A 20,032-nucleotide genomic window follows, 5' to 3' on the forward strand; every position below is an offset into this window, starting at 1 on the left:
GCCTGATCTAGTCGTAGCGTTCGATGCTGGTCTCGGCCAGACGCGACAGTCCCTCGCGGATGTGGCGGGCCCAGATGCTGCCGATGCCTTCCACCGCCTGCAGGTCGGCCGCACTCGATGCCAGTAGCGTCTGCAGGGTGCCGAAGCTCCGGACCAGACGGTCGATGTGGGCGAACTGCAGTCGCGAGATGCGCGCGAGCATCCGGTAGCCGCGCGGGCTCATCGCGGTGTCCTGCGCGTCGATCGTGGTCGGATAGCCGAACGCGCCCGCCAGCAGCGTGAGGTCCAGCAGATCGGTGTCGCTGAGGTTCTCCACGATCTCCAGGGACTGTCGCACCTCCTCGGTGGTCGCCGGCTCGGGGCTCGCGTAATAGTCGCGGACCAGCAGTTCGCGCATGGTGTCGTTGTCGGAGATCAGTTCCTCGAGCTGCAGGCTTACCTGCCGCCCGTTGACGCCCAGTTCGAGGACGTACTCGTCGATCTCCACCGACACCCGACGCACCATCTCCATGCGCTGGGCGGTCGACATGGCGTCGCGCAGCAGCACGTAGTCTTCGATCTCCGCGCGCGACAACGCCGAGATCACCTCGTCGAGGCGGGTCTTGTACCGCTCGAGGGTGGCCAGTGCGACATTCGCGCGGGACAGGATGGGGTCCGGGCTCTCCACCACGCGTCGAGCGCCGTCGACGTACACCGACACGATCGACATCGACGCGCTCACCGAGATCACCGGATGCCCGGTCTGGATCGCGGTGCGCTCGGCCGCCCGATGCCGCGTTCCGGACTCCTCGGTCGGGATCGACGGGTCGGGGACCAGCTGCACGTTGGCCCGGACGATGCGCTTGCCGTCGGTCGAGAGCACAACGGCGCCATCCATTTTCGCGAGCTCGCGCAGCCGGGTGGGGGCGAACTCCACGTCGAGGTGGAATCCGCCGTCGCAGATCTTCTCGACGTCGGAATCGTGGCCGAGCACGATCAGCGCGCCGGTACCGCCACGCAGGATGCGTTCGAGGCCGTCGCGCAGGCCGGTGCCCGGCGCCACCCGGGCCAGTGTCTCCCGGGCCAGCTCGGATTTGGCGAACTCCGGCATGCGTCGTCCCTGTCTACTCGTCGGCGAACCGCCGTGTCTTACGCACTAGGGCGTGTCTCCCAATGCCCTTTGCGGGTCTTGGCGGCTCGATTGCACCCTGGCTGCGTTGTCGTCGAATCACAATAGCTCCGCTATTGCTCTCTCCTCCGCCTTGCCAGGGCACAATCGACTCCACCAATCCCCCGCAGTGGCATTGGAAGACACGCCCTAGGATATCGGGACGTGAACACTCCATTCGTGGTGCCTGCCGACCTGGAACCCCTCGAGCGCCACCCGAAGGCCGTTTCGCCGGGCGAATCGATCGGCCGCCACAACCCCGCGTGCTTCGGCTGCGGACCGGATTCGCCGCGTGGACTGCACCTCGACGTGCGTGCGGGCGAGGGGTTCACGGCGTCGGCGTCGATGCAGGTCGAGCCGTGGATGGAAGGCGGTCCCGGCATCATGCACGGCGGACTGGTGAGCAGCGCCTTCGACGAGGTGATGGTGAAGGTGCCGATGCTGGTGGATCCGGCGACGGTGACCGCGCACCTCGAGGTGAACTTCCGCGCACCGATCCCGGTGGGGTCGACGCTGACCGTCGAGGCAACACTGCTCGGCCGTCAGCGCCGCAAGGTGTACGCCGAGGGCATCGCGCACCTCGGCGACCCCGACCGTCCCGTCGCGTACGGGAAGGCGATGTTCGTGGCCATCAACGCCCGCGAACACTTCGCCGATCACGTCCACAAGAGCCAGATGGACGACGAGCTGAAGGATCGGATGTCGCGGCCGTAGTTGTCGGTTCCGCCGCCCTCGTTGACCTGCGGAAATGAGCCAGCGTCCTGCCCGCAAAATCTAGGGGAAGGGTTTCTTCCGCGGGTTTCATAGTCGTCCGCGAGAATTTTCTGGGGGAGGACTCCAAGGTTAGGGGACGAAGTTTCTTCCCCGACTTTTTGTGGGCGCCGGCCCACCCCCCGCCGCCACCGTCGGCTATCTGTACGCCACAGCCCGACCACGTGCACTGTGCATCTGACTCGGCTCCCAGGTACATATTTCCGCAGTTCAGGAGGCCGAAGGCAGTACGTTTCGCTCAGAACGGCGCGTCGACGACTTTGCGCTTCGCGGCGTCCTGCGCTTGTTGAAGGTTGCCGACCTTGGAGATGCGGATGCCGCTCGGCAACTTCTCGTCGGTGCCGACCGGAATGATCGCGTGGGTGAAACCGAGCCGCTTCGCCTCGGCGATCCGGCGCCCGACCGCGGACACCCGGCGCACCTCGCCGGCCAGGCCGACCTCGCCGATGGCGACCGTCGTGTTGGGAATCGGCTTGCCGTCCATGGCGGAACTGACGGCCAGCGCGATGGCGAGATCGCCGGCCGGTTCGGTCACCCGCATCCCGCCGACGGTGGCGACGTAGATCTCGTTCTTGGCGATGGCCTCGATCTTGGCGCGGCTCTGCAGCACGGCCAGCACCATCGCGACCCGGGCCGAGTCGAGCCCCGACACCGCACGCCGCGGCGTGGCCATCTGAGATCCGTTGGCCAGCGACTGTACTTCGCCGACCAGGGGTCGCTTGCCGTCCATGGTGACCAGCGTGGCGGTGCCACTCACCGTCGAATCACGTTGGTGCAAGAAGATTCCGGACGGATCGGTGACCTGGTGGATGCCATCGTCGCGCTGCTCGAAACAGCCCACCTCGTCGGCCGCACCGAACCGATTCTTGATACCGCGCACCATGCGCAGCGTCGAATGCCGGTCGCCTTCGAAGCTCAGCACGACGTCGACGAGATGCTCGAGTGAGCGAGGTCCGGCGACCGCGCCGTCCTTGGTGACGTGCCCGACGAGGATGACGGCGATTCCGCGGTTCTTCGCCAGCGACACCAGAGCCGTTGTGACGGAACGGATCTGGGTTACTCCGCCGGTGACGCCGTCGGCGCCGGTGGCCACGACCGTCTGTACCGAGTCGACGATCATCAGCGACGGTCGGACCGCGTCGACGTGGCCGAGAATGGTCGCGAGATCGGATTCGGCCGCGAGATAGACGTTTTCGTGTACAGCGCCCGTGCGTTCGGCCCGCATACGCACCTGCCCGGCCGACTCCTCGCCGGTGATGTAGAGCGCCGTACGACCTTGCCGGGCCCAGTGTTTGACGGCTTCGAGCAGCAGCGTCGACTTGCCGACGCCCGGCTCGCCGGCGAGGAGGATCACCGATCCGGGAACCACGCCGCGCCCGAGTACGCGGTCGAACTCGCCGATGCCGGTGGCCACCGCGGCCGACGATGCGGAATCGATCTCCGTGATGCGACGGGCGGGACTGCTTGGTGCGACGGCAGCGGTGGTCGAGGTGCTCGACGGCAGTGCCGTCACTTCGTCGACGGAACCCCATTCGCCGCAATCCGGGCACCGGCCAACCCATTTGGCGACTTGATGCCCGCACGCGCTGCAGCGGTAGGTGTTCTTCGGCTTGGCCACAGGTGTCAGGGTAGGCAATCGGACCGACAGTCGGCCGACGCCACGGCCGGGAAGGTCAGTGACCGCCCTCGGGGTGAGCGCCCTCGGTGCTGCTGGGGGAACCGGTCTCATGGCCGCCCTCGTGGTGCTCACCCTCGGCGGCATGCTCGTCGCCGTGGACGTTGTGTTCTTCGGCAGGGACCTCGGCGGAGTACGCCGCACCCTTACGCGCGTACCCGGGGTCGGTGTCGACCGGTGTGAGGACTTCCTTGCTGCCGGCATCAACCCAGGCGCCGTCGGCGTTCTTGATCTCGAAGACGAAAGTGAGATTGGTGGTCAGGCCGGCCGCGACCGACTTACCGGCGCCATTGAGCGTCGCCTTGATCCGGCTCTCCTTGGTCGCACGTTCGGCGACGTCCTCGGTCAGTCCCACGGGACTGCCGGCGCGCAGAGCGATCTCGGGCGTGATCTCGAGCTGCGGCCCGGCGGCGGGCGACAGCGTGACGGTGCCGCCCTGCGGAGCCTTGATCTCCTTGAGCCGGTAGTACTCGGTCGGATTGTTGCTGCTGATGACGAAGGACAGCTCGAACGGCCCACCCGCGGCGAAGACCTCGTCGGCCTTGTCGTTGGGGTAGATGATCTGGACGTTGCGCAGCGTCAGCGACAGGTGATTCGCATTGGCGCCGTTGACGGCCGGAAGTTGATTGGCGGTCTGCGAGGTCTGGCCCGCGCCACACCCGGTGACACCGAGGGCGACGGCGGCGCCGAGCGCTGCGATCGCTGCCGCGAGGCGAGTCCGCGTACGTACCGACCGACGTGCGGATTGTGGAAGCACTGACACCCGTTCCTCCCAGGTCAACGAAGCCAACTGCGCGGGTTGCGAACCCTGCACTACGCAGCGTAGTGGGCGCGGGTCGGAAAAGTCCGCCGGGGTGCCGTTTTGGTCCCGGGAAAGCACTCCGCAAAGCTGTCGTCCACACCGCGAAATGGTGGGTGTTGCGTTGTGGGTCACGGCCTGCTAAGGACAGGCTCACTACCTCGCAAAACGCCGTGGACACCATGCGTTCAGGGCGTTGACCTGCACCGTTGTCTACTGCCCCTCGAACGCCCGTGCTAGACTGGCGATACTCGAAAGGGGCAAGGAACATTGAATTTCAAAGTTGGCGACACCGTCGTTTACCCCCATCACGGTGCTGCCCGGGTCGAAGACATCGTGACCCGGACCATCAAGGGTGAGCAGATCGAATACCTTGTTCTCAAGGTTGCCGACGGTGACATGACCGTTCAGATTCCCTCCACCAAGCTCGAATACGTCGGTGTTCGCGACGTCGTCGGCGCAGAGGGTCTCGACGAGGTTTTCCAGGTGCTCCGCGCTCCGCACACCGAAGAACCCACCAACTGGGCACGCCGATTCAAGGCGAACCAGGAGAAGCTGATCTCGGGCGACATCATCAAGGTCGCCGAGATCGTTCGCGACCTGTGGCGTCGCGAGCAGGACCGCGGCCTGTCCGCGGGTGAGAAGCGCATGCTGACGCGCGCCCGCCGGGTGCTCGTCGACGAGTTGTCGCTGGCACAGAACACCGACGACGAGAAGGCGACCAGCATTCTCGACGAGGTTCTCGCCGCCGCATCCTGACGCGTTGCCGATCAACGTTGGTGTGATCGTCCCGGCGGCCGGATCGGGGACGCGGCTCGGTGAGCCGGTCCCCAAGGCGTTCGTCGACCTCGGCGGTGCGTCGATCTTGGAGACGTGTGTGTCTGGGGTCGTGGCTGCCGATGTGGCCGAGCGGATCGTCGTGGTGGTCCCGTCGGAGTTGGTCGACGAGGCGCGCGATCTGGTGCCCGAGGCGATCGTCGTCGCGGGTGGCGCGCACCGGTCGGACTCGGTCCGGGCGGGACTCGCCGCCGTCGACTCCGACATCGTCCTGGTGCACGACGCGGCTCGTCCGCTCACCCCACCCGCGGTGTTCAACCGTGTCGTGGCGGCGGTGCTCGCCGGTCATCCCGCCGTCGTGCCCGGGCTTCCGGTGGCCGACACGCTCAAGCAGATCGACGTCTCGCCGCCAACCGAGCCGGGCGTCGAACGCGTCGCCCACACCGTCGACCGTGAGCTTCTGCGTGCGATCCAGACACCACAGGGGTTCACCCGTGACGCGCTGGTGCGTGCGCATGCCGACGACTCCGGCCTGGCCACCGACGACGCCGGACTGGCCGAGCGGTGCGGGATCGACGTGCACGTGGTCCCCGGGGACCCGCTCGCCATGAAGATCACCACTGGCTGGGATCTGCGCATCGCGCGGGACATCATCGCCGAGGGAGGACGCTTGTGAGGGTCGGGATCGGGTCGGACGCACACCGCGTCGACGAAGACGCCGACTGCTGGATGGTCGGTCTGCACTTCCCCGACACGCCCGGCTGCGAGGGGCATTCCGACGGTGACGTCGGCGCGCACGCGCTGTGCGACGCTGTGCTCTCGGCGGCCGGTCTCGGCGACGTGGGTTCGGTATTCGGTACCGGTCGCCCGGAATGGGCGGGGGTGTCGGGTGTCGCCATGCTCCAACACGTGCGTCACCTGGTCACCGAGGCCGGGTTGCGCGTCGTCAATGGCGCGGTGCAGGTGATCGGCAATCGGCCCAAGATCGGGCCGCGTCGAGACGAAGCCCAGCGGGTGCTGTCGGAGGCGCTGGGGGCGCCGGTATCGGTGTCGGCGACCACCACAGACGGTCTGGGCATGACCGGTCGGGGTGAGGGTGTGGCCGCGGTGGCAACGGCGCTGGTCGAGTGAACGACCTGTAAGATCGCACGTCGTGACCCTGCGCCTGTTTGACACCGCCACGCGAGAGGTGCGCGACTTCGTGCCGCTGCACCCCGGCCAGGCGTCGGTGTACCTGTGTGGCGCGACGGTGCAGGGCGTTCCCCACATCGGGCATGTGCGCAGCGGTATCGCTTTCGACGTGCTCCGACGGTGGCTCGAGTATTCCGGGCTCGACGTGCTCTTCGTCCGGAACGTCACCGACATCGAGGACAAGATCCTGCGCAAGGCCGCCGACGCGGGCCGGCCTTGGTGGGAATGGGCGACGACGCACGAGCGTGCGTTCACGCAGGCCTACGACGCACTTGGCGTACTGCCGCCCTCGGGTGAACCGCGGGCCACCGGGTTCGTGACACAGATGGTCGAGTACATGGAACGGCTCATCGAACGCGGGCATGCGTACGCGGCCGACGGCAACGTCTACTTCGACGTACTGAGCCTGCCCGATTACGGTTCGCTGTCCGGGCACAAGCTCGACGACGTGCATCAGGGCGAGAGCGCGGGCACCGGCAAGCGGGACCCCCGCGACTTCACGCTGTGGAAGGCCGAGAAGCCCGGCGAGCCGTCGTGGCCGACGCCATGGGGCCGCGGCCGGCCGGGCTGGCACCTGGAATGCTCCGCGATGGCCACCGGACTTCTCGGACCCGAGTTCGACATCCATTGCGGCGGAATGGATCTCATCTTCCCGCACCACGAGAACGAGCTCGCGCAGGCGCATGGCGCGGGTGATCCGTTCGCGCGGTTCTGGATGCACAACGGTTGGGTCACCATGGGCGGCGAGAAGATGAGCAAGTCGCTGGGCAACGTTGTGTCGATCCCGGCCATGCTCGAACGGGTGCGGGCTGTCGAACTGCGCTACTACCTCGGCAGCGCCCACTACCGGTCGATGCTGGAGTACTCCGACGGCGCGCTCACCGAGGCGGCTGCCGGTTACCGTCGTATCGAGTCGTTCGTGGAGCGGGTGGCCGCCCGGGTCGGCGAGGTGACGATCGGCGAGATCGAACCCGAGTTCGCGGCGGCCCTCGACGACGATCTCGGTGTGCCGGCCGCACTTGCCGTGGTGCACAACGCGGTTCGGCAAGGTAACACCGCACTCGAATCCGGGGATGGCGCAACCGCATTGGCGGCCGCGTCGTCGGTGCGGGCGATGACGGGAATCCTCGGGGTGGACCCGCTCGATCCGCTGTGGGCGTCGGATGGCGACGATTCGGCCGCCACCGCGGCGCTCGACGTCCTCGTCCGTGCCGAACTCCAGCGCCGTGCCGATGCGCGGGCCGCCAAGGACTGGTCGACGGCGGACGCCGTTCGCGACCGCCTCGCCGAGGCGGGTGTCGAGGTGACCGACACCCCGGACGGGGCGCAATGGGCTCTCAAGGGTGAAGGCTGATGGCGGGTAATTCCAAACGTAAAGGCGCAGTTCGCAAGTCGGGCTCGAAGAAGGGCCAGACGGTGGGCTCGGGTGGGCAGCGTCGTCGCGGACTCGAGGGTCGGGGTGCCACCCCGAAAGCCGTCGACCGTCCGTACCATCCGGCGCACAAACGCGCCAAGGCCGCCACGAAGACGCCCGCCGGGCGCGGTGGGGGGGCGCGGCGCAAGGACGAGGGCGGCCCCGAGTACGTGCTAGGCCGAAACCCCGTGCTGGAGTGTCTGCGTGCCGGGGTGCCCGCGACAGCGCTCTATGTGGCAACAAATTCCGAGCCCGATGATCGGGTCGCGGAGTCGGTCAAGATGGCCGCCGACGCGGGCATATCGATCCTGGAGGTCGGCAAGCCGGAACTGGATCGGTTGTCGGCCAACGGATTACACCAGGGCGTCGCTCTGCAGGTGCCCGAGTATCAATATGCCCATCCCGACGATCTGATGGCGCAGGCGCAATCGAGCGGTGCCCCGGCGCTGTTGGTTGCGCTCGACAACATCACCGACCCGCGCAATCTCGGTGCGGTGATCCGGTCGGTCGCCGCCTTCGGTGGTCAGGGGGTGCTCATCCCGGCCCGTCGAAGTGCCAGCGTCACCGCGGTGGCCTGGCGCACCAGCGCCGGTGCGGCAGCACGACTTCCCGTCGCCCAGGCGACGAATCTGACTCGCACGCTTAAGGATTGGGCCGCTTCGGGCGCGCAGCTGGTGGGGCTCGACGCCGACGGCGACGTCACCCTGGACGACTACGACGGCACCGGTCCGACGGTCATCGTGGTGGGTTCCGAAGGCAAGGGGCTGTCGCGGCTGGTCCGCGAGAGTTGCGATTCGATCCTGTCGATCCCGATGGCCGGCGACGTCGAAAGCCTCAACGCGTCCGTCGCCGCCGGCGTCGTGCTCGCCGAGTTCGCACGCCAACGACGTCAGGCCTGACGCCGGTCAGGAAGCGCTGATCGCGATGTCCGCGTCGGCCAGCGCGGCCCGCACGGCGCGAGCGTGCACGACGGACCCGGGGGTGTCGCCGTGTAAGCAGATTGATTGCGCTGCAACGGATATCGAACTCCCGTCGATCGCGGTGAGCCGACCGTCGAGCGTCAACTCGACCACTCGTTTGGCAATCTCGGCGCTGTCGGAGAGCACTGCGCCCGGCTCGGAACGCGGAACGAGGGTCCCGTCGGGGCGGTAGGCGCGGTCGGCGAAGGCCTCCAGGATGACCGGCAACCCGGCCCGTTCGGCACGGCCGATCACTTCCGCACCTGGCAAACCCATCACCGCGAGTCCGGGACCGGCGGCGGCGATCGCGGTGACCACGGCCTGCGCCTGCTGCTCGTGGTGGACGATCGTGTTGTACAGCGCGCCGTGCGGCTTCACGTATGACACCTTCGCACCCACGGAACGCGCGATCGCCTCGAGGGCTCCGATCTGATAGATGAGGTCGGCGATGAGGTCGCCGGCGTCGATGTCGAGGAAGCGTCGTCCGAATCCGGCGCGGTCGGGGTAGGACACCTGGGCGCCGATCCGAACACCCGCCGCTGCCGCCGCACGACAGGTCGCGAGGATGTCGCTGGGATTGCCGGCATGGAATCCGCATGCGACGTTGGCGCTGGTGACGATCTCGACCATCGCCGCGTCGTCGCCGACACCTTCGCCGAGGTCGGCGTTGAGGTCGATGCTCGAGACGGATCCCGGTCGGCGACTCATGGGAACAGTCTAGTTTGCGCCCGGTCAACGGTTTGGGACGCCCAGTCAACGATTTGGGACGCACGGTCAACGAGGGAGGGGGCACACGGGGTGGACCACGCAATGGGACGTTTGGTCTACCGTGTGTCTTATGACATTGCTCGATAGCAAGGTGACAACGACCAACGGCATCGTTGCCGGTGCGCGGGGCAAGCGCACACGGCGCGGAACCATCAGCTGGCGAGGGATTCCGTTTGCCGCGCCGCCGGTCGGCGCGAAGCGGTTCCGCGCACCGGAGCCGGCACCGGCGTGGCCGGGGGTGCGGGATTGCACGCAACTCGGCAAGGCCGCGATCCAGGAGAAGCGGTTCACCGCGGTCGCTCCCGGCAAGTTCGCGCCGATGGGTGAGGACTGCCTGTCGCTCAACGTGTTCTCGCCGGAGGAGTCGTCGTCGACGCCGCGACCGGTGATGGTGTTCATCCATGGCGGCGCCTTCATCCTCGGAACCGCGGCCACCCCGCTCTACGACGGTTCGTTCCTGGCCCGGTCGCGCGACGTGATCGTCGTGACCGTCCAGTACCGATTCGGTCCGTTCGGCCTGCTCGACTTCGGGGCCTACGCCACCGACGACCGGCCGTTCGACGTCAACTGCGGGCTCCGCGATCAGGTGGCCGCCCTGGAGTGGGTGCGCGACAACATCGCGGCCTTCGGTGGCGACCCGGCCCAGGTCACCGTCTTCGGTGAGAGCGCAGGCGGGTCGTCGGTGCTCTCGCTTCTGTCCACGCCGGCAGCCGCCGGGCTGTTCTCGCATGCGATCGCCCAGAGCCCCGCCGCCGAGCTGGCCGTGGAACAGAACGAGGCGCGGATCTACGCCGACGAGTACCTGCGCCTCCTGCGCGACCCGCAGCACCGGAGCGCCGGAGTCGAGCGCACCGAAGCGCCCATCGACCCCGAGGAAGCGCAGCGGCTGCTGTCGCGGGCCAACCCGGCCGAACTCCTGCGCGCGGGCGACCGACTGATGAAGTTCACCGTGCAGACCGGTGCGCCCGACCCCATCCCGTTCTGTCCTGTCGTCGACGGTGAGTATTTTCCGCGTTCACCGCTGGCCGCAGCACGCGCGGGCACGACTCTCCCGGTCCCGCTCATCATCGGTACCAATCGTGAAGAGGGCCAGCTCTTCGCCAAGCTGTGGAACGTCATGCCGGATTCCGAGAAGGCACTGATGCGGATCACCGACGACGAAACCCGTCGCGACCTCGCAGCGCTCTACCAGGGTGGCGACCGTGATCTGCTCCGGCTGGCCGGCGACGCCATCTTCTGGGCTCCGATGACCGCGTTCGCCGACGGTCACAGTGCCGTCGCCCCGACCTACGTGTACCGCTACGACTTCGAGCCGGCCGTGCTGCGGACGACGGGCTTCGGCGCGACTCATGCCACCGAACTGTTCGCCGTGTTCGGCGCCTACCGAGCGCCCATGGGCGCAGGACTCGCGGTGGGCTCCTGGAAGTCGACCGGCCGGGTGATCGACGACGTGCAGTCGCGATGGGTCAGCTTCGCCCGGACCGGCGATCCCGGCGTGGGCTGGCCGGCCTACCGCACCGACGATCGCAAGGTGCTCGTGATCAACGATCCCGACCGCGTGGTCACCGACCCCGACGCCCAGCGTCGGGACGCGTGGTCGAAGGCGCACAACCCGGCCGTGCCCGACCAGAGTGAGCGAGTGAGCTGATTCGGGTCAGGGCCGCCACACGGCAGGCGGGTCGGCGGTCAGGAACGACGACACGAGCGGGTTGAACAGCTCAGGTGCCTCGACGGGCAGGATGTGTGTGCCCGGCAGAATCGCGAGCCGACCGTTCGGTAGCGTCCGGGCGAGTTTCAGGCTGTGTTCGAGGCTCACGACGCCGCGGTCGGCGGCAATCACCAGCGTGGGAGCGGTGACCTCGGAGAAGCGTTCGACATCGAAGTCGGGTTCGTCGCCGAGCCACTGCACCAGTTTGTCGAACACGACCGGGAAGTGCGACGGGCCGTCGGGCGACATGGTGTCGTAGTCGGTCCGCAAGAACTCGACGATGTCGGGTCGTCGGCTGCGCACCCGTTCGAGGAACTCGTCGTCGTCGCGTCCCCGGCCGTCGACATAGTTTCCGAAGAGGACCATGCGGTTGACGAGGTCGGGTCGTTCGCGGGCGACGAGCAGAGCCACGACCGCACCGTCGGCCCAGCCGACGAGATGCGCCGGCGCCCCGACCACCCCGTCGAGATACTCGATGGTCTGATCGACCAGAGCCGCAAAGGAATACAGGCCGGCAGTGTCTGGGCTGTGGCCGTGACCGCTGCGTTCGGGCACGTAGACCTGCATGCCGTCGGCGAGTAGCCCCGCGATCTGTGCGCCCCAGGTCGACGCCGCTGCGAAGGCCCCGTGCAGCAGGACGGTCGGGGCCCCGTTACGGTCGCCGTCGTGGAAATGCCAGATCACCTGGCCGCCGACCGAGACGTACTCGCCGCCGTCGATTCGATCCCCGACATGCACCTGGGACATCTGTGTTCTCGTCCTACCTTGTCTTGCTTCTGGGGCCGTAAACGATCGATCGCGCAAGCGCCATCGTGTCAGACATTGTCTCGGCAAGGGGAAACAGTTGTGACTCGAATCCGCAACGGCGTCTCGGAAGCGGAATCGCCGACCCAATAGCCGCGTGCGGGGCCGTTTGCTCCACTAACTTTGGAGGTCGGGGATATGAATGCGCACTACCGGGGGCCTATCCGAAGGGTGGTCTGATGCAGCGGTGGCCGACAGCGCACCTTGCCCGTGTGTTCGTGATCCTGCTGGTCGGCATGCTTATCGGTTCGCCGTTGATTGCGCCGCAACTGTCTCCTCGAGCAGGTGCGGCACCCGGTGATCCGCCACCGCCGATGAGTCTGCGCGACGTCGGGTCGTCGTCGACCATCACGTTCGTGGGGCAGCAGGGGGCGGTCAGTCTGTCGCTGCCGGTGCCGGAGAACTTGACGCCCAGCGAGATCCGCGGCACCGCGCAGCTGCCCGCCTTCGTCACCGGTGGCAGCGTCGACGTGATGCAGGGCGACCGGCTGCTCTCCCGCAATCCGATCCCGTCGACCCCGAATGCGCCGATCACCCTGTCGTTGCGGGGTGTCCGGGTCGACCGCCATGCCGCCGACATCGTGTTGCGCTCCTATCTGCGGGCCGACGGTTTCTGCCAGTTCGACCCCGCCAACGCCTTCCGCATCGTCAACTCGACGCTGACCTACACCGGTCGGGAACGACGCCCGACCGAGGTTGCCGACTTCCTGCCGCCCGTCTTGCGCAAGCTGACGATCTATGTGCCCGATGACGTGCAGCAGGCGGAAGGTGCTGCCGCGGTGAACCTTGCGACCGCGGTGGTCGCCAATTACGGCTCGGCACCGGTGGCCGTCGAGACGCGCTCGTTGCCGCGGAACAACCTGGTCCCGGCCACCCCCGTCGGACCACTCGAACGTCAAGTGGTGATCAGCACGTCGGCCCCGGCCGGGCTCAGCCTGCGCGACGGGCCCGGCTGGCCGTTGCAGATCGGCGGGCCGGCGCAGAATCTCCTCGCGCAAGTGCAGTTCCTCGGCTCCGACCTCTCGTCGATCGCGATGAGCTCGTCCGCGGTGGCCGGGCCGCTGCGCAATGCGCCGCAGTTGGCGCCGCAGGTGCAGACCCTGGCCGACCTCGGTGTCGGTGATCAGTTGGTGACGTCGAGCGCATGGCCGACCGTCTCCTTCGGGATCGACCAGACCCGGCTCGGCCGACCGTCGCACAACGTGCGGGTCCAACTGGTCGGCTCCTACAGTTACGGCGGCGACTCTGCCGGTCAGCTCTCGGTTCGGGTCGGCAACCGCGTGATCGACTCCTGGGCCGCCGACTCGTCGGGCGCCTACAACCGCTGGGTCGACATCCCCGACGACGTGCTCAGCCGCTTCACCCAGGTCGTCGTCGCCTACACGCGGTCCGGGGTGCCCGAGGCGTGCGGAAACGGCACTCGTGGTTCGCTGAGCCTCGACTCGTCGGGCGAGGTGACCTCCGACGCCGCGGATCCGCCGGTCCCGGCCGGATTCCAGTCGCTCCCACAGTCGTTGATGCCGCGAACCCAGCTCGCCTGGACCAAGGGCGACGTCGGCGACGTGGCACGCGCGGTGGCGATCATGACCGGGATGCAGCGCATGTCGGCGATCCCGCTCGGCGTCGACGTGGTGTCGATCTCCGACGCCACGGGTGCGCAGTCACCGGCGATCCTGATCGCCGCCGACGGGCAGGGCCTGCCGGATCTGGACCTCCCGGTCACCTCCGACGGCAGCACCATCACCGTGACCAACACGGCGGGGCAGACGTCGCAGGTCACGCTGACGCCGGCCACCCGGTACGGAACATTGCAGGTGGCGCGCGACGACGACCGCACCGTCCTCGTCGCAACCTCCACCGACGACACGGCCGACCTCGACGCGATCCTGGCGTGGCTCGGCGACGATCCGGACCGCTGGGCGGCGATGTCCGGCGACGCGGTGTTGCAGGTCGCCGACCGTGAGCCGGTGTTCGTCACCGTCGACGACGCCGTGCCGCCGTCGGAGTCGTCGGATTCCGGGCTGTCGAAGACGGCGGCCGCGGCGGTGGCCGTGGGTGCCCTGTGCGCTGCGGGAGCGGTCGCGGCGATCATCGTCGTGGGTCGGAGACGGCGAGGGAGACAGGGGTGACGGGAGCAGGGGCGACGGGGTCGCGATGACCGTCACCGAACAGTCCCTTGCGTCGCATCGCCGCCCGACGATTGCGGAGTGGACGAGTGCACATCCGGGCTGGACCGTCGTGATCCGGTGGTCAGTGTTGCTGGCGCTGACCGGGATTGCGTTCTGGAACACGATCGTGGCGATCGTCGAGGAGATGTACGCGCAGACACTCATCGGCTATGTGCCGATTCTCCTTCTCCTGTGCGCCATAGCTGCCATCGGTGTGTCCTGGCGGCGTCATCTCGAGCCGCCGATCTACGACCGCCAGACCGACGTGATTGTCGGGCTCATCGTGCTGTCGCAGGCGATCGTCATCAAATACCTTGTGACTCCGCGTTATTCGCAGGCCTACCTCACTGCCCACATGGATCTGCTGGCCCTGTGGGTCTTTGTGCTCGGGGCGGCGATCATGATGTTCGGTCTGCGTCCGGTCGCACGGTATCGGTGGGTGTGGTTGATCTTTCTGGCCATCTGGCCGATCCCGACCCGGGTCATCGTTCTGACGCTGGGTGGCTCGTCGTTTGCCGAGGGCGCCGTCACGGTCCTCTACGCCGCCGGTGCGACAGCGATCGCGGTGGGCCGTACGTGGCGGCGTGCTGCGGCCGGGGCCGCGATGACGATGGCCGTCGGCCTCGTGACGCTCGTCGGCGCGGCCGCGGTCGGCGGCTCGCGCATCTCGATGGTCACCATCCCGGCGTTGGCGGCCGCACTGGCCACGTCGACCGTCATGTACATCGACTACCGCCATCGCGGCGGGCATCCGTGGTCGCCGCTCGGGCGGGATGTGTTGCCGCCGACGCTCAAGCAGGTGGGCCGGCCCGGCGTGGTCGTGGTGCTGGCGGCGGCGTGTCTGGCGTTCATCCCGGTTCCGCCGGTAGGGACGTGGCCGTCCGCGTACATCGCGGGTATGCCGATCGGGCAGCCGCAGGTGATGCCGCCCGGTTGGCGTCAAGAGTCCATCGCACGATATGACTGGGTCACACGACTTTACGGACCCGAGTCGGTTCTGATAAGGCAGGCCGTGGTGCAGTCGCGCGGCGACGTCGCCTACGACAAACAGGGCCGGCCGCGGCGGGTGATGGTCGACAGCGTGGACACCGAACGTCCACTGGCACTCGAGGTGTACCCCTACATCTTTCGCTACGACCTCGTCGGTGACCGCTTCAGTCCGGCGGTGGAGGTGAAGCTCCCCGAGGGTGTGCGGTCGTGGATCTGGACCGTCGTCGACGACGTCCGCTACCTGACCTACACCGTGCTGTCCTGGTGGTGGAACAACGGCGACCGCACCCAGCAGATGATGCTGTGGTCGGTGGACAATCACGAGCCCGACGCCCGATTCCCGGCGCCGGAGATGACCGTTGCGGCCAACCTCAACACGATGTTCACGGTGATGTTCCGCGGCAACGCCGTGATCCAGGCGGTCGACCAGCCCACCAAGGACCGTGATCTGCTGGTGTCGCTCGCTACCGCTCTGGTGACCGCGCAGGCCGATGCCGCCGCACGGAGTGCGACATGACCCCACGTGGCGACCTGGCCCGCGTCACTCGACCCCAGCGGGATGTGGCGGAGCTGCTCGCCGACCCCGACTATCGTGCGGCGGCCTTGGAAGACGCGGTCGGCCGGCTCCGCGAGGCCGACGTCGATCGGTCGGCGTCGGTGCCGTTCAACCGAATACAGAAGGTGATCGGCGCTGTTCTGGCCACGGTGTCCGTGGTGGCGCTGGTGTTCTTCACGGTCCCCGCGCTCGCGACCTTCGTGTCGATTGCGACCATCGTGTACGTCGTCACCATCCTCGATCGGTTGGTGATCTTTCGTCGTGGTCTGGTCAACGGCGCGATCGGCGTGACCGACGAGCAGGCCCGGTCGCTGGCCGACGACGACCTACCGCCCTATACCGTTCTCGTGCCCGCCTACGGTGAGCCCGAGGTGGTCGGCGATCTGATCGCGGCGGTCGAGTCCATCGAGTATCCGCGCGACAAGCTGCAGGTGTTGTTGCTCCTGGAGGAAGATGACCAACCGACGATCGACGCGGCGCGGGCGGTCGAGGCGGGTGGCCTGGTCACCGTTGTGCTCACACCGCCGGCGCAGCCACGCACCAAGCCCAAGGCGTGCAACTACGGACTGCACTTCGCGACCGGCGACATCGTCACCATCTTCGACGCGGAGGACAAGCCCGACCCGCTCCAATTACGCAGGGCCGTATACGTTTTCACCACCATCGGCGACGACTCCGTGGTGTGTGTGCAGGGCAAGCTCAGCTTCCACAACTCGCGCGACAACATCCTCACCGAATGGTTCACCGCCGACTACGGCATCTGGTTCGGCTTCCTGCTGCCCGGGATGATGGTGAGCCGGGCGCCGATCCCGTTGGGCGGCACGTCGAATCACTTCAAGCGTGACGTGCTCGACCAGATCGGCGCGTGGGACCCGTTCAACGTCACCGAGGATGCCGACCTCGGCGTCCGGATCGCCGACTCGGGCTACCGCACCGCCGTGCTGGATTCGGTGACGCTGGAGGAAGCCAACGTCGATGCGATCAACTGGGTCAGGCAGCGCTCGCGGTGGTACAAGGGGTATCTGCAGACTTGGCTGGTGCACATGCGCCATCCGGTTCGGCTGTGGCGAATACTCGGCGCGATGGCGTGGTTGCGGTTCACGCTGCTGATTGCGGGAACTCCGCTGATCGCGTGCGTCAACATGCTGTTCTGGCTGATCATGCTGTTGTGGATCGCGGGGCAGCCACCGGTGGTCGCCGAGTTGTTCCCGGGCCCGATCTACTACTTGTCGTTGCTGTCGCTGATCTTCGGCAACGGCGCGGTGATCTACATGAATCTCATCGCGATCCGCGAGAACGGTCGCAGTGATCTGGTGGTGTCGGCCCTGCTGGTCCCGGCGTATTGGGTCCTGATGAGTGTGGCCGCGATCAAGGGCGTGTGGCAGATCCTGGTCAATCCGTCGTACTGGGAAAAGACATTTCACGGTTTGTCAGAGTCCAATAAAGGCACGTCCAAATGAGGCGCGCCTCGCGTGGTCCGGGACTGGCCATCTTCGCTGCGACATTCGTGTTGTATCTCGCTGTCGGGGTGTATCTGGCCTCGGGCCTGCATGTGTACGTGGGTGATTCGCTGTCACGGGTGCAGTCTGCACAGAGTGTGCTGTTCAGCCGAGACCCACACCTGGCCGCGATCGGTTTCATCTTCACCCCGCTGACCGCGATCGTGCAGTTGCCGTTGACCGCGCTCACGCCATGGTGGCCGGAGCTCACCACGGAGGCGATCTCGGCGGCGGTGATGTCGGCCGCGTTCATGGCGGGATCGGTGGTCCAGATCTCCGGTGTGGCCCGCGACCGCGGATTGCCCGGGTGGATGGGCGGTCTCATCACCGTCTGCTACGCCATCAACCCGATGATCGTCTTCTACGGCGCCAACGGGATGAGCGAGGCTCCCTATCTGTTCTTCCTCGCGTGGGCATCGCGACGCCTGGTCCGCTGGGTCGACACCGACGACGTGCACGAACTCGTTGTCGCCGCAATGGCATTGGGATTCGGGTATCTGACCAGATACGACGGTGGCGCCGCCACGATGGCCGCCGCGCTGCTGGTCGGGTTGGTGTCGTTCCGGCGGGCCGAGAAGGTCGGGACACCGCCCTCGACGCGGTGGTACCGCACCATTCTCGATGTCGGGTTGGTGGTGCTGCCCAGTGCGGTGGCCTTCGTCGGCTGGGCACTGACGAGTTGGCTCATCACCGGAAACGCCTTCGCACAGTTCAGCTCCGAGTACGGCAACGCGAGCATCATCGAGCAGTCCGGGGGAAGCGGCTCGGACACCGCCGAAGCGGCCCTGCGGTTCTCGATGACGGAGCTGGCGATCCTGGCGCCGCTGTTCCCGCTGTTGCTCGTCGCGGTTGTCGTCACCCGGGCGACGCGGCGCCGTCTCTACCCCTTGCTCCCGACGGTGTTGCTGATCGGTGCGGTGCTCGCCTTCCAGATCCTCAGTTACAGTCGCGGTTCCACCTTCGGTTTCCTGCGGTTCTACATCACGGTGATCGCGCTCGCGGCGATCGTGGCCCTGCTCGCGGTGCCGGCCCGTCGGACGGCTCCGGTCCGCCGGCCCGGTGTGTACGCGGCGATGCCGGTGGTCGAGTCCCGGCGACGGCCGGTGACCATCATGGGAATCGCGGCCGTGGTGACCATGCTGGTGGCCATCCCGGTCACCGCGTGGGGAATGACCTCGCCCAAGTATGCGCCGCAGGAGTTCGCCCTGACCGCGGTGGTGGCGCCGCGGCCCGACTCCACCGAGCGCAAACACCTTGACGCCCAACGGGTCCTGCGCTCCTTCTCCACCGAACGGGCGCTGGCGCAGTACCTGGACAGCCTCGACCTCCCAGAGGGCAGCGTGCTGTGCGACACCGTGTACGGATTCGCGGTGGTGGTGGCGTCCACCCGGCCCAAACAGTTTGTGATCCCGTCGGATCAGGATTTCACCACCATCCTCAACGACCCGGCCGCGCATGGTGTCCAGTATCTCCTGTCGGTGCCCAACGAGGGCCGGGGAAGCGCCGACGCCCTCAACATCCGGTACCCGACCCTGTACGACAACGGTTCTCAGATATCGGTGCTCGTTCTCGAAGCCCGCAACGATGGCGCGAATCTCCCTGACTGGCGGATCTATCGAGTGATCCCGCGATGAGCTCGCCTTCTGCGACGCATCACTTCACCGTGTCGGCGACCACTTGCCAAGCCGGGTCGATCGGCCCGATGTCGTAGGTGCACTCCGACGTTCGGGGGTCGGGCACGAATGCCCAGAGCAGGGCGGCCGCTGTCCCGTCGGACCGTTGGCTCGTGATGAGTTGCCGGAACCGTGCCGCCCGCGCGTCGAGCTTCAGGCAGGATCCGGCCTTGATGCCGATTTCGTTGACCACCAGGGGTTTACCGATCTCTCGCGATTGCCGGATGCGGGCGGGCAGGTTGCTGCCGTGCGGGCCCGACTCGTCGACCGCGGACAGGTAGTCGTGGAAGTCGAGGACGTCGACGCCGGGGGAGCGGCCGACGGTCACGTAGTCGCGGCCGGCGGTACCGCACTGGTCGCCGCCGACGAGGCCGGAGAAGATCGGACGATTCGGATCCAGCGTCCGCAACTGCGCGCCCGCGTCGTCGAAGAACTGGCGCAGCACGCGGGCCGCGTTGGCGGGGCATCTGCGCTGCTGCCAGTCGCACGATGCGCCGCACACGCTGGGTTCCGGTTCGCCGACGAGTTCCCAACCGGCGATGGTCTTTTCGCCATGCCACCGGTTGACGGCAGTTTCAAGCCACTTCGAGTACGTCAAATTGCCTGCGCTGGGCGTGGTGCGCCAGCCGGAGACGTACCACGCATGCTCCTTGAAAACCTCGTCCTCACAGGCGCCTTCGCCACTCGTCAGAACCGGAAGCACCATCTGGCCGTGCCGCGCGGCCGCTGTGAACACCGCGTCGAGCGGCGCGAAGTTGAGCAGGCCGGTACGTTTGTCGACCGCGAACGAGGCGTAAAGGTTGAACCGGGTGAGCGACCGCTGCGGGAGTCGGCCGAAATAACTGTCGAGGTCGACTGCCGCACCGCAGCCGCGATTGACCGCCCAGTCGGTGCCGAGTTGGTAGGCGTTGAAACCGGTCGGCCACCACGCTTTTCCGTCGAGCAGAAGGCCCGTGGGGGTGGTCTCGACCCGCGAGGGCCGCTGACCCGTGCTGGTGCTCTCCGGGGCAGTGCGCTTCGAGGTCGACGAGCATGCCGTCATGAGCACGGCGCTGAGCACCGCAACGCCGATCAACACCGATGCCCGGAGCAGGGGGCCGCGACGCGTCGTCACAGCGCAAGACTACGCGCCA

Annotated in this window: 17 protein-coding genes; 11 read left to right on the forward strand and 6 right to left on the reverse strand. The window is 67.3% G+C overall.

Annotation, left to right across the window (positions count from 1 at the left end; all coding sequences use genetic code 11):
- Positions 1-7: 7 nt before the first annotated feature.
- Complete coding sequence (gene disA / locus ABZW74_RS02265; protein WP_240862046.1) at positions 8-1,090, reverse strand: DNA integrity scanning diadenylate cyclase DisA; 1,083 nt, start codon at positions 1,088-1,090, stop codon at positions 8-10.
- A gap of 222 nt (positions 1,091-1,312) precedes the next feature.
- On the opposite strand from disA, the gene ABZW74_RS02270 reads away from it, so the two are divergent.
- Positions 1,313-1,861 (forward strand): PaaI family thioesterase, encoded by a 549-nt coding sequence (locus ABZW74_RS02270; protein ID WP_355273468.1) that lies wholly within the window; start codon positions 1,313-1,315, stop codon positions 1,859-1,861.
- 295 nt (positions 1,862-2,156) lie between these two features.
- Here ABZW74_RS02270 and radA read toward each other — a convergent pair whose 3' ends face one another.
- Both radA and ABZW74_RS02280 read right to left on the reverse strand, forming a co-directional pair.
- Positions 2,157-3,536 carry a DNA repair protein RadA gene (radA, locus tag ABZW74_RS02275; protein WP_240862762.1) on the reverse strand — a complete coding sequence of 460 codons (1,380 nt, stop codon included), beginning with the start codon at positions 3,534-3,536 and terminating at the stop codon, positions 2,157-2,159.
- Positions 3,537-3,591: 55 nt separating this feature from the next.
- The gene (locus ABZW74_RS02280) at positions 3,592-4,356 is read right to left on the reverse strand and encodes a hypothetical protein (RefSeq protein ID WP_355273472.1); all 765 of its coding nucleotides are present in this window, start codon (positions 4,354-4,356) and stop codon (positions 3,592-3,594) included.
- A 306-nt stretch (positions 4,357-4,662) separates the two neighbouring features.
- On the opposite strand from ABZW74_RS02280, the gene ABZW74_RS02285 reads away from it, so the two are divergent.
- Genes ABZW74_RS02285 through rlmB form a run of 5 tightly spaced genes read left to right on the forward strand, consistent with a single transcriptional unit; the run spans position 4,663 to position 8,673 of the window.
- Positions 4,663-5,151 (forward strand): CarD family transcriptional regulator, encoded by a 489-nt coding sequence (locus tag ABZW74_RS02285; protein WP_240862766.1) that lies wholly within the window; start codon positions 4,663-4,665, stop codon positions 5,149-5,151.
- A gap of 4 nt (positions 5,152-5,155) precedes the next feature.
- Entirely contained in the window at positions 5,156-5,845 is a 690-nt protein-coding gene (gene ispD / locus ABZW74_RS02290; RefSeq protein WP_240862767.1) for a 2-C-methyl-D-erythritol 4-phosphate cytidylyltransferase, read from the forward strand.
- A complete protein-coding gene (gene ispF / locus ABZW74_RS02295; protein WP_240862769.1) occupies positions 5,842-6,300 on the forward strand; it encodes a 2-C-methyl-D-erythritol 2,4-cyclodiphosphate synthase in 459 nt (152 codons plus the stop codon). The genes ispD and ispF overlap by 4 nt, the downstream gene beginning before the upstream one ends.
- 22 nt (positions 6,301-6,322) lie before the next feature.
- Positions 6,323-7,714, forward strand: coding sequence for a cysteine--tRNA ligase (gene cysS / locus ABZW74_RS02300; RefSeq protein WP_240862771.1), 1,392 nt, complete (start codon positions 6,323-6,325; stop codon positions 7,712-7,714).
- The gene (rlmB, locus tag ABZW74_RS02305; protein WP_240862773.1) at positions 7,714-8,673 is read left to right on the forward strand and encodes a 23S rRNA (guanosine(2251)-2'-O)-methyltransferase RlmB; all 960 of its coding nucleotides are present in this window, start codon (positions 7,714-7,716) and stop codon (positions 8,671-8,673) included. Before cysS ends, rlmB begins: the two co-directional genes overlap by 1 nt.
- A 6-nt stretch (positions 8,674-8,679) precedes the next feature.
- On the opposite strand, the gene ABZW74_RS02310 is transcribed toward rlmB, so the two are convergent.
- Positions 8,680-9,441, reverse strand: coding sequence for a 5-oxoprolinase subunit PxpA (locus ABZW74_RS02310; RefSeq protein ID WP_355273477.1), 762 nt, complete (start codon positions 9,439-9,441; stop codon positions 8,680-8,682).
- A 130-nt stretch (positions 9,442-9,571) separates the two neighbouring features.
- Here ABZW74_RS02310 and ABZW74_RS02315 point away from each other — a divergent pair, with 130 nt between their 5' ends.
- A complete protein-coding gene (locus tag ABZW74_RS02315; protein WP_355273480.1) occupies positions 9,572-11,149 on the forward strand; it encodes a carboxylesterase/lipase family protein in 1,578 nt (525 codons plus the stop codon).
- A gap of 6 nt (positions 11,150-11,155) precedes the next feature.
- On the opposite strand, the gene ABZW74_RS02320 is transcribed toward ABZW74_RS02315, so the two are convergent.
- Positions 11,156-11,956, reverse strand: coding sequence for an alpha/beta hydrolase (locus ABZW74_RS02320; RefSeq protein ID WP_355273483.1), 801 nt, complete (start codon positions 11,954-11,956; stop codon positions 11,156-11,158).
- A 293-nt stretch (positions 11,957-12,249) separates the two neighbouring features.
- On the opposite strand from ABZW74_RS02320, the gene ABZW74_RS02325 reads away from it, so the two are divergent.
- Genes ABZW74_RS02325 through ABZW74_RS02340 form a run of 4 tightly spaced genes read left to right on the forward strand, consistent with a single transcriptional unit; the run spans position 12,250 to position 18,860 of the window.
- On the forward strand, positions 12,250-14,142 hold the full coding sequence (locus ABZW74_RS02325; protein WP_355273553.1) for a hypothetical protein: 1,893 nt from the start codon (positions 12,250-12,252) through the stop codon (positions 14,140-14,142).
- Positions 14,143-14,167: 25 nt separating this feature from the next.
- On the forward strand, positions 14,168-15,688 hold the full coding sequence (locus ABZW74_RS02330; RefSeq protein WP_355273486.1) for a hypothetical protein: 1,521 nt from the start codon (positions 14,168-14,170) through the stop codon (positions 15,686-15,688).
- Complete coding sequence (locus tag ABZW74_RS02335) at positions 15,685-17,187, forward strand: glycosyltransferase (protein ID WP_355273488.1); 1,503 nt, start codon at positions 15,685-15,687, stop codon at positions 17,185-17,187. The genes ABZW74_RS02330 and ABZW74_RS02335 overlap by 4 nt, the downstream gene beginning before the upstream one ends.
- On the forward strand, positions 17,184-18,860 hold the full coding sequence (locus ABZW74_RS02340; protein ID WP_355273491.1) for a glycosyltransferase family 39 protein: 1,677 nt from the start codon (positions 17,184-17,186) through the stop codon (positions 18,858-18,860). Before ABZW74_RS02335 ends, ABZW74_RS02340 begins: the two co-directional genes overlap by 4 nt.
- A gap of 19 nt (positions 18,861-18,879) precedes the next feature.
- On the opposite strand, the gene ABZW74_RS02345 is transcribed toward ABZW74_RS02340, so the two are convergent.
- On the reverse strand, positions 18,880-20,013 hold the full coding sequence (locus tag ABZW74_RS02345; protein WP_355273493.1) for a beta-mannosidase: 1,134 nt from the start codon (positions 20,011-20,013) through the stop codon (positions 18,880-18,882).
- Positions 20,014-20,032 lie beyond the last annotated feature (19 nt).

The sequence above is a fragment of the Gordonia sp. NPDC003585 genome (assembly GCF_040610755.1).
Classification (GTDB): Bacteria; Actinomycetota; Actinomycetes; order Mycobacteriales; family Mycobacteriaceae; genus Gordonia.